Genomic DNA, 9786 nt, shown 5'->3' with positions numbered 1-9786 from the left:
AATTATCACGGCATTGGTTTTAAATTACTTTGCTCAGTAACCGCTTTTTTTTTTTTTTTTCTTGGCTATTACACCTTTTTTGACCCATCTCTACACGAAAGAGTGATTGCATCCGATATACAACACATAGCAGAAGCCGGCTTTTTACTCTTTATATTTATTAAGTACGCGCGCAAACCCTACCCTAATGGCAGCATTGTATACATAACCATTTTAACGCTTGTTGCTTTGAGCTTTATCGGCCGCTCGTTATTTATGGATAACATTGAACAAAAAAATCTTTTAGTAAACGGCTGGTTTAGCTCTTTATTATTTTTAAATGGGGTAATTGCGCCCATGTTTTATGCTGCAGGTATGGCGTTATTATGTAATGAGCGCAGAGAACAGCACCTCAATAAACTCGCCGATAAAGCACAAAAAGATTTAGAAATTCGCGGGCTCTTTTTATCAACAATAAGCCACGAAATTCGCACCCCACTAAACGGTATTTTAGGCAGCGCCCAACTTGTTATGAACCAAACAAGTGATACCCGCAATAAAGCCTATTGCGAGGCAATTATAAATTCTGCCGAATCACTTAACTTGTTGGTAGATAAGGTCCTTGATTACGCGAGCCTAGATCAAAGTGACGAAGCGCTTTACGAAGAAGATGTAGAATTTAAAACATGGCTTAATAATTTATGTTTATTACTAAGCCCAATGGCCGAGCAAAAGCAGCTAAAATTTGAGCTTATCTATAATATTCCTGAGCAAGCCTGTTATTACTGCGACCAACAAAAACTTAGACAAATAATTATTAATTTAGTCGGTAACGCTATTAAATTTACAGATCACGGAACCGTTAAAATTCAGGTTGATTTAGTATTAGAAAAACAACTTGAGCACACTATAAAAATTAGTGTCAAAGATTCAGGACCAGGTATAGAAAATGACGAGATAGCCTACTTAACAGAACCTTATGTACAAAGTAGCGCAGGAAAAGAAAAAGGCGGAACCGGCCTTGGTTTAGCTATTACTAGCCGCCTGCTTGAAAAGCTCAGTAGCCGACTCGAAATAGCCAGCCAGCTTGGTACTGGTAGTGTATTTAGCTTTACCGTTACTTTTACTTTAGGTGAATTAAGCCTTGTAGAGCAGCGCCATCAAACTAAAGATTACTTAACAGGTCTTGATGTATTACTGGTTGAAGATTTAGATTTAAATCAAAAAATTGCTATAGAATTCATGGCCGACGATGAACACAAAATTAAGCTCGCAAAAGATGGGAAAAGTGCCATAGAGCTCATGCAAGCTCACCACTTCGATGTTGTTTTGCTTGATATGAACCTACCTGATTTAACAGGCCAAGAAGTACTTAAACGTCTAAAACGCATTGATCATAAAAATCAACGAACGCCTGTACTCGCATTTACTGCAAGCCTTAGCCCTGACGAAGTAAAAGAGTATTTAGAATTAGGAATAAAAGACATTGTAGGCAAGCCTATTAAGCATGAAAAGCTTCGCCAAGCACTTAGTGACTCTCAATCTAATCAAACTGCGAGCATTGCAGTAGAGCTTATTGATACCTTGTATGACAAAACAGCGGCCGAAACACTCACCAGCTCATTTAGTGAAGATGAAGTGTCTTCAATTTATAATGAATTTGTGCTTTCAGCCCGCAACAAGCTAATTCGCTGTCAAAAGCTTATTGACCAACAACCAGAGCAATGCATTAAGCTTTTACATCGCCAAGCAAGTACCGCTCTGCAACTTGGTTTTAATCGCTATGGTATTGAGCTTAAAAAAATAGAGCGCCGTTTACTCGATAAAAAGCCACATAACGATATGCTTGATGAAGCGCTAGATCTGTGGCAACGCAGCTTAGAGCAATATTTAAAGTTTGTGCGTGGGCAGTTAGAGTAATAGTGAATTAGCTTTAAAAAAAGCTAATGATTAGCCTCTTCCATATTTATCATCAAATCGCTCTATATCGCTTTCATCAAGTACAGCACCGGTTTGCACTTCAATAACTATTAACGGCTCTTTTTGATTATTAGCCAAACTATGAATTTGCTTTGCGGCGATATAACACGATTGGTCGTGCGTTAGCGTATACGCTTGCTCATTAATACACACATCTGCAATACCCGAAACCACCACCCAATGCTCAGCGCGATGCTGATGGCGCTGCGTCGAAAGCTTAGCACCGCTGGTTACAGTAATTTTTTTAACTTTAAAGCCAGTGCCTTCAACCAAAGTACGGTAATTCCCCCACGGGCGAAAAACCACTTGATGATGATTAAGTTTATCAGCCTGTGTTATAGCAATTTTCTTAAGCAACAAAGGCAGAGAATCTAGCTCATTTTGGTTTGCAATTAACGTGGCATCATGAGTATGAATAATTGCTAAATTGCTAACTCCAAGCGTGGCAATAGTGTGTTCAGCCTCGTTAATAACTAAGTTATTAGTGCTTTTTTGAGCCATATAATTAGCATTTAAGCTATTACCGTTTTCATCTTTTTTTGTAAGCGCATCAAGGGATGAAAAACTACCTACATCACTCCATTTTAAATCAACAGGCATAACAACTACGTTATTACTGCGCTCTAAAATGGCGTAATCAATTGAATCGCTTGGGCAGTGTTCAAGCGCACTGTTGCTTGGGCGGGTAAACCCTAAATCTTTGGTAAATTGCGCCGCTGCAGCGACACTCGTTGCTATTTTTGGCGCAAACCGCTCGAGCTCTTTTAAGTAGGCTGTGGGGGTAAATAAAAACATGCCGCTATTCCAGCTATAACCACCTTGAGCTAAATAACGGTTCGCTGTATCTAAGTCAGGCTTTTCTTTAAATTGTGCAACATCGTAACAACCCGTTCCAGCAATAGCCGCGCCTTGTTTTATATAACCATAGCCAGTATGCGCCTCTGTAGGAGTAATCGAAAACGTCACTAGCTTTCCTTGCTCAGCAAGTTTTACAACTTCAGGGAGCTTAGCCGTTAATACATCAAAGTTTTTAATATGATGATCGGCAGGCATCACTAATAGCGGACCAGTAATCCCATTTTGTAGTGCATAGTGGGCGGCTAATGCGATGGCAGGCGCGGTATTTTTACCTTTAGGTTCGAGTAATAACGCAGTAGGAATTGAGCTTTCAGCCTGCTCGGCGGCAATAAATCGGTGCTGCTCGTTACACACTAAAATAGCATTATCAAACAACTCATCAGAAACACGCGCCAACGTACTTTGTAGCAATGACGTGTTTTCATTTAGTAGTGGTAAAAATTGTTTAGGCATTGCTTGGCGAGAAAGCGGCCACAAGCGAGAGCCTATGCCACCTGCTAAAATTACAGGAGTGATTAAAGTGTTCATAATGTACATTAGCCGCCAACAAAAATATCAGCGATTATTTTAACACTTTATTGGCTCTGCGCTAAATTAACGTGTTTATATTAATGTAAAAGAGTCTGCATCTAAATAGGCAGGAAACGCTGCTTTAAACTCATCCAGTGGCGCTTTTTCAAGTGTTATAGTAACTAGTTGCTCTGCGTCATCTTGCGCTTTAGTTAATGCATCGCCTTTGAAGTCGTATACCGCTGTACCGCCATTGTGCGCCACACCATTACCGTCTTCCCCCACGCGATTAACACCTACTACGTAACATAGGTTTTCCATTGCACGCGCCATAAGTAACGTATCCCAAATATGGCGGCGTACAGCAGGCCAATTTGCTACGTTTATCATTACATCGTAGTCGTTATTATTACGTTGAAATACCGGAAAGCGCAGGTCATAGCATACTTGCGGTAATAGTTTAAAACCATTGATTTCAAAAACTTTGCGCGCTTGCCCTGCTACAACGTAATCGCCCTCGCTGCCTAAGCGAAATAAATGGCGCTTATCGTAATAACTCACCTCACCATCGGGTTTTACCCAATAAAACCGATTCGCTTTTTTATCGCCTTGTGCAACAAGTACCGAACCCGCAATAACCGCATTATGTTTATGAGCCTGCGCCTTTAACCACGTCAGTACTTTACCGTTTTCAGGCTCTGCACAATCTAAATTGATAGCAAAGCCAGTCGAGAATGTTTCGGGCAGTAAAATAAGATCGGGCTGATGCGTAATTGCTTCAAGCTGCTTATTAAACATGGCTAAATTAGCATCTTTATCAAGCCAATAAAGCGAGCTTTGCAATGCTGTAATGGTTAAAGTTGACATAATATTTGCGCAGCCTCTATGAGAGTGTTGTCGTTTTTAGCAAAGCATAAACGAATTACTTTGTCGGTTGGTGGATTTTGATAAAAAACACTTAACGGAATAGCCGCAACACCGGCTTGCTCAACTAACCAATGGCAAAATTCAACATCGTTTAAATCCGATACATCGCTGTAATCTAACAATAAAAAGTAAGTGCCTTGGCTAGGTAAAATTTTAAAACGGCTGTTACTTAAATGACTCGCTAATAAGTCGCGTTTTTGCTGATAAAACCCGCTTAGCTCATCTATATGCTCACCTTGCTGCTCGAGCATATCGGCAAGCGCATGCTGTGCGGGGGTAAAACTTGAAAACGTAACGTACTGATGAATTTTTCTAAATTCGACAGCTAAATCGGCAGGTGCAATACAGTAACCCATTTTCCAGCCCGTGCTGTGAAACGTTTTACCAAAACTCGATACAACAAAGCTTTTGGCAAATAATTCATCATCGCGTAATACGCTTAAATGCGGTTGTTCATCAAACGTAATGTGCTCATATACCTCATCGCTTATTACATACAAATTGTGAGTACCAACTAACTCTTTAAGCGCTTTTATATCTTGTGGCTGTAATATTTTACCGCTTGGGTTATGAGGCGTATTAATAATAATTGCACGGGTATTTTTAGTAATAGCTTGGCTTACTACTTGCCAATCAATAGTGTAATTTGGCGCACTTAAAGCAATGTGTACCGACTTTCCACCAGCGAGTTCAATTGCCGGTTGGTAAGAGTCATATGCAGGGTCAAATACAATCACTTCATCACTTGGGCGCACAATTGTTTGAATAGCCACAAACAATGCCTCTGTTGCACCTGAGGTAACAGTAACTTGATCAGCTGCGTTTATATCAGCTGCATATTTGCGCTTTGCTAAATCAGCAATTTGTTGCTGTAATCGTGGTACACCACTTGAAGGTGAATATTGATTAACGCCCTGCTGCACATAATAATTTAACTGCGTTTTTAAAAGATCAGGAGCATCAAACTCAGGAAAGCCTTGAGAGAGATTAATTGCCGAAAACTCATTAGCCAACCCGCTCATTTGGCTAAATATACTAACGCCTAAATTTGGTAATTTACTTTCAAACACGTGATGCCCTTAATGATGGTTTTGCGCTTAAAGCGATGCTATCATTGCTTAAAACAGAAGTATAGCCGTCTAAAAACAATTAACTTTACGCTCATTAGTGAGGAATGTATGCAAAACAATACCGCTATTTCACAACTTATTGAAGCCGGAAAATGGGTTAGCCAAAAAGGCTGGGGACCCGCAACAGGCGGAAACTTTTCAGCTCGTACTAGCACTGGCTTTGTTGTTACAGCAAGTGGGCACGATAAAGGCTCACTGACGCAAGAGCATTTTTTGCAATTAGATCACCAAGGCGAGCGCCTAGCAGGAGCTGCAAAACCATCGGCAGAAACACAATTACACCTAAGTTTGTATCAGCTTATACCTGATGCGCAGTGTGTTTTGCATACTCACTCTGTAGCCGCTACCGTACTGTCGCAAATTACCCAAGGGCATCAGCTTGATTTAACAGGCTATGAAATGCAAAAAGCACTGAGCGGCTTTACTTCGCATTTAGAAACGCTGAGCATTCCTATTTTCGATAACGATCAAGATATTGACCGATTAAGCCTGCTGGTTAGTGACCATCATTTACATACACCTATAGAGCACGGCGTACTGATACGTGGCCATGGCTTATATGCAGTAGGGCGTAATATTGATGAAGTTCGTCGCCACCTAGAAGCCTTAGAGTTTTTATTTAGTTGCGAACTAGAGCGCTTAAAAATAATAGGTATTCAAGCGGGAGTAACTAAATGATTAAAGCCATTTTAACCGACATCGAAGGCACAATAACCCGTATCTCGTTTGTTAAAGAGGTGTTGTTTCCTTACGCAGCAAAACAATTACCTACCTTTGTACGTGCCAATGCTAATAAGCCAGATGTAGCTGAGCAAATTAGTGCCATAAAAGCTCTTATCGAAAAGCCAAACGCCGATATTGAAGAAGTCATTAGCACTTTACTTACCTGGATTGATGAAGATAAAAAAATCACTCCACTTAAGCAATTACAAGGCTTAATTTGGCAAACAGGGTATGAACACGGTGATTTTAAAGGGCATTTATACCCAGATGCATTTGATTTTTTACAAGCTCAGTACAACAGCGATATAGCTTTATATGTGTACTCGTCAGGGTCAGTAAAAGCGCAGCAGCTACTTTTTAAATACAGTGATTATGGTGACATTCGCAGCTTGTTTACTGACTTTTTTGACACCAAAGTTGGCGCAAAACAAGAGCAAATGGCCTATAACACCATTGTTGAGCTGTTACCGTTTAAAGCAGCAGAAATACTCTTTTTAAGTGATGTAGCCGGCGAGCTTGATGCCGCGCAAGCTGCCGGCTTAAAAACAATACATTTAATTCGTGATGGGCAAGCAAGCACTAAAGCACACCCTTATATTAATGACTTTAGCCAATTTAAATTGGAGCAATTAGTATGAGTCAATTAACAATATATGCTGACAACGATGCAAGCAAAGCACTTGTAAGCACATCAAATGCTGATGATATTGCAAAGCAACTAGCTAAAGTAAACGTACGTTTTGAACAGTGGCAAGCAAATGCAGATATTAATCAGCACACCACCCATGAGCAAATTATTAGTGCGTACAAAAGCGATATAGATCGGTTAAAAGCCGAAAATGGCTATCAAACAGTAGACGTTATATCTCTAGCTAAAGGTAATCTTGGCGCATCAGAGCTACGCAAAAAGTTTTTATTTGAACATACCCATAGTGAAGACGAAGTGCGTTTTTTTGTAAAAGGCCAAGGGCTATTTTGCCTACATTTAGGCAATAAGGTTTATCAGGTACTTTGCCAACAAGGCGATTTAATTTCAGTGCCTGAACTTACCCCGCATTGGTTTGATATGGGCAGCGACCCTGAGTTTACTGCCATTCGCTTATTTAACAATACAGAGGGCTGGGTAGCAAAAAGCACTGACTCGTCTATTGCAAAGCAATTTCCGTTATTATCATAAGTTAGTCATTCAAAACCTTGGTCCACACGAATACACATAACGTGGACCAAAATATCGCGAAGCTACTTAAGCTTTATGAGATCGCCATTTTCAACCTGACTTTGGTTGTACACACCTGTATCTAACACCCACCCTGTAACCAGTTTTGCCGGAGTTATATCAAATGCAGGGTTATATACATTAGCATTGGTGGGTGCCCATAAAGCCTCACCAAAGCTACCGCTAACTCCGCGCACTTCTTGAGGATTACGCTGCTCTATTTCTATATCATCACCACACGCGGTGTTGGTATCAAGCGTGGTAATAGGCGCAACTACATAAAATGGAATGTTATGAAAATACGCAAGTACGGCTAAATTATAGGTGCCCACTTTATTAGCAAAATCACCATTGGCAGCAATACGATCAGCCCCTACTACTATTTTATCCACCTTACCTGCAGCCATTAAACTTGCCGCCATATTATCGCAAATTAATGTGTACGGTATTTCCCAGCGCTCAAGCTCAAAGGCCGTTAAGCGGCCGCCTTGTAATAATGGTCGTGTTTCATCAACCCACACATGTACGTTGCCATGTTTTTGCTGCGCTTTGTAAATAACACCCAGTGCAGTACCAATACCAGCGGTTGCAAGCGCCCCTGTATTACAATGAGTTAATATGTTGTCGCCACTATTTATAAGCTCGGCACCACGATTTGCCATTCGTTCACACAGCTCAATATCTTCAATAAACAACCGCTCAGCAGTACTAACAATACCGGCAACATAATCGCTTTGCGTTAAAGCTTTTCGCAATGCCGCCATACAATGCATTAAATTAACCGCCGTTGGACGAGTGGCTTCTAGTTCATTGATTGCTTTTTCAAGCTCACTTTTCACTACCCCTTGCTCAGCTAAATACGCCACTAACAAGCTCGCGCCTAAACCAATAAGTGGGGCTCCACGCACTTTTAAGTTAATGATCAGCTCTTTCATGGTTTCTACATCATGGCACTGATGCCATACCTGCTGGTGAGGTAGTAAATATTGGTCGAGCACACTAAGCGACCCGTTTTCATATTTTAAACTGCTTGCGATTAAGTTTTGCATAATGCTTAAGGTATTAAAAATGCGTAACGTTATTTTACACCACTTTGAATAACTCTCAAGCTAGACTTGTAGACATCTAAACATTTAAAAGTATAGAATGCTTAAAAGCTGATTTTTGAGATTTAAACCATGACTAACTATGTTGCTTTTAATGCACAGCGCGCTATCGATTACGTATCGACATTAATTGAATCTAAACAATGTAATTTTTTTGATTCCGGACAAACCTTATCGGCATATGAGTTTGGTGATGGCAATCTTAATTTAGTATTTAGAATTACTGATGAGCAAAACAATAGTGTTATTTTAAAGCAAGCTCTGCCTTACGCGCGTTGCGTGGGTGAGTCGTGGCCATTAACACTTGATAGAGCCCGTATAGAAGCACAAGTTTTACTTAACCATGGTGCTATTTGCCCAGCTTATACTGCTAATGTTTTACATTATAGTGAAATACAAGCCCTGACTATTTTAGAAGATTTAGGTAATTTACAAATATTGCGTACTGCACAAAATAATGCAGAGCAATTCCCTAAATTGGCACAGCATGTAGCGACCTACTTAAGCCACACCGGCTTTTATAATTCAGATTTTTACTTAACCGCGCAAACTAAAAAAGCACTCGTTAGCCAATTTACTAATCCTGAGCTTTGCCAAATCACGGAAGACTTATTTTTTAGCGATCCGTACATTGAGCACGAACGCAATAACTACCCAAAACAACTACAAAACGAAGTTGACGCAATACAAAAAAACAACGCATTAAAGTTAGAAATAGCAAAACTAAAAGCTAATTTTTTATCTAAGCCGCAAACATTACTTCATGGTGATATGCACAGCGGTAGCATTTTTGTTGATTATAATAATACAAAGATGATTGACCCAGAATTTGGTTTTTTTGGACCTATTGGGTTCGATATTGGCTCTTTTATTGGTAATTTACTATTGAATTACTGCGCACAAGCAGGGCATATTGATGACTTTGTAGCACGTCGCAATTACCAAACACATTTACTTAGCTGTATCGTAGACACCTATAGTTTATTTGAGCAGCAATGGCTTGAATTAATACGCACTAAAACATTAGATGAATCATTAGCGCCAGTAGGCTATGCGCAATACTTTATGAAAAACGTATTGCAAGATGCTGTTGGTTACTGTGGTGCTGAGTTAATTAGGCGTACTATTGGGCTTGCGCACGTAAGCGATATAGATAGAATTAGTGATGACAATGCGCGCCTTACAGTGCAAAAACAAACATTAGCACTAGGCGAGCAACTTATTTTAAATGCACAAACATGCAACAACAAAGAAGCATTCTTTAGTTTATTAATAAGCCAATTAAACTAACAAGCATTAAAAAAGGCGCTATAAGCTGTCTCTTATACACAAATCCCTGCTAAGAAATTAGCGGGGA

The 9786-nt window shown here is 40.0% G+C and carries 9 protein-coding genes; 5 read left to right on the top strand and 4 right to left on the bottom strand.

The genetic code is table 11. From position 1 onward, the window contains the following. The coding region (locus GQR53_RS19640; RefSeq protein WP_165744993.1) for a response regulator at positions 1–1899 on the top strand (1899 nt) is incomplete at its 5' end. A gap of 30 nt (positions 1900–1929) precedes the next feature. Here the strand turns inward: GQR53_RS19640 and GQR53_RS19635 are convergent. The 3 genes from GQR53_RS19635 to GQR53_RS19625 all read right to left on the bottom strand — a co-directional run bounded on the left by GQR53_RS19635 (position 1930) and on the right by GQR53_RS19625 (position 5324). Then, positions 1930–3345, bottom strand: coding sequence for a mannose-1-phosphate guanylyltransferase/mannose-6-phosphate isomerase (locus tag GQR53_RS19635; RefSeq protein WP_165744889.1), 1416 nt, complete (start codon positions 3343–3345; stop codon positions 1930–1932). Between the two features lie 75 nt (positions 3346–3420). Beyond that, positions 3421–4194 (bottom strand): amidohydrolase, encoded by a 774-nt coding sequence (locus GQR53_RS19630; RefSeq protein WP_024606305.1) that lies wholly within the window; start codon positions 4192–4194, stop codon positions 3421–3423. After that, a complete protein-coding gene (locus GQR53_RS19625) occupies positions 4182–5324 on the bottom strand; it encodes a methionine aminotransferase (protein ID WP_165744890.1) in 1143 nt (380 codons plus the stop codon). Before GQR53_RS19625 ends, GQR53_RS19630 begins: the two co-directional genes overlap by 13 nt. Positions 5325–5432: 108 nt before the next feature. Here GQR53_RS19625 and GQR53_RS19620 point away from each other — a divergent pair, with 108 nt between their 5' ends. The 3 genes from GQR53_RS19620 to GQR53_RS19610 are packed head-to-tail and all read left to right on the top strand — an operon-like array spanning position 5433 to position 7284. Then, positions 5433–6062 (top strand): methylthioribulose 1-phosphate dehydratase, encoded by a 630-nt coding sequence (locus GQR53_RS19620; RefSeq protein WP_165744891.1) that lies wholly within the window; start codon positions 5433–5435, stop codon positions 6060–6062. Next, on the top strand, positions 6059–6745 hold the full coding sequence (mtnC, locus tag GQR53_RS19615; RefSeq protein ID WP_165744892.1) for an acireductone synthase: 687 nt from the start codon (positions 6059–6061) through the stop codon (positions 6743–6745). Before GQR53_RS19620 ends, mtnC begins: the two co-directional genes overlap by 4 nt. Continuing rightward, entirely contained in the window at positions 6742–7284 is a 543-nt protein-coding gene (locus GQR53_RS19610) for an acireductone dioxygenase (RefSeq protein WP_165744893.1), read from the top strand. The genes mtnC and GQR53_RS19610 overlap by 4 nt, the downstream gene beginning before the upstream one ends. Positions 7285–7346: 62 nt before the next feature. Here GQR53_RS19610 and mtnA read toward each other — a convergent pair whose 3' ends face one another. After that, positions 7347–8372, bottom strand: a complete 1026-nt coding sequence (gene mtnA / locus GQR53_RS19605) for an S-methyl-5-thioribose-1-phosphate isomerase (RefSeq protein WP_165744894.1) — start codon at positions 8370–8372, stop codon at positions 7347–7349. A gap of 129 nt (positions 8373–8501) precedes the next feature. Between mtnA and mtnK the strand changes: the two genes are divergently transcribed. Beyond that, a complete protein-coding gene (gene mtnK, locus GQR53_RS19600) occupies positions 8502–9719 on the top strand; it encodes an S-methyl-5-thioribose kinase (RefSeq protein ID WP_165744895.1) in 1218 nt (405 codons plus the stop codon). Positions 9720–9786: the final 67 nt, after the last annotated feature.

Source organism: Pseudoalteromonas sp. Z9A6 (assembly GCF_011378805.1).
GTDB lineage: Bacteria > Pseudomonadota > Gammaproteobacteria > Enterobacterales > Alteromonadaceae > Pseudoalteromonas > Pseudoalteromonas distincta.
This window is presented reverse-complemented; position numbering and strand designations above follow the sequence as displayed.

What these genes read in the sequence shown, in the direction of transcription:
- GQR53_RS19635 (WP_165744889.1), bottom strand. Translation starts at nt 3,345, where the DNA reads ATGAACACTTTAATCACTCCTGTAATTTTAGCAGGTGGCATAGGCTCT.
- GQR53_RS19630 (WP_024606305.1), bottom strand. Translation starts at nt 4,194, where the DNA reads ATGTCAACTTTAACCATTACAGCATTGCAAAGCTCGCTTTATTGGCTT.
- GQR53_RS19620 (WP_165744891.1), top strand. Translation starts at nt 5,433, where the DNA reads ATGCAAAACAATACCGCTATTTCACAACTTATTGAAGCCGGAAAATGG.
- mtnC (WP_165744892.1), top strand. Translation starts at nt 6,059, where the DNA reads ATGATTAAAGCCATTTTAACCGACATCGAAGGCACAATAACCCGTATC.
- GQR53_RS19610 (WP_165744893.1), top strand. Translation starts at nt 6,742, where the DNA reads ATGAGTCAATTAACAATATATGCTGACAACGATGCAAGCAAAGCACTT.
- mtnA (WP_165744894.1), bottom strand. Translation starts at nt 8,372, where the DNA reads ATGCAAAACTTAATCGCAAGCAGTTTAAAATATGAAAACGGGTCGCTT.
- mtnK (WP_165744895.1), top strand. Translation starts at nt 8,502, where the DNA reads ATGACTAACTATGTTGCTTTTAATGCACAGCGCGCTATCGATTACGTA.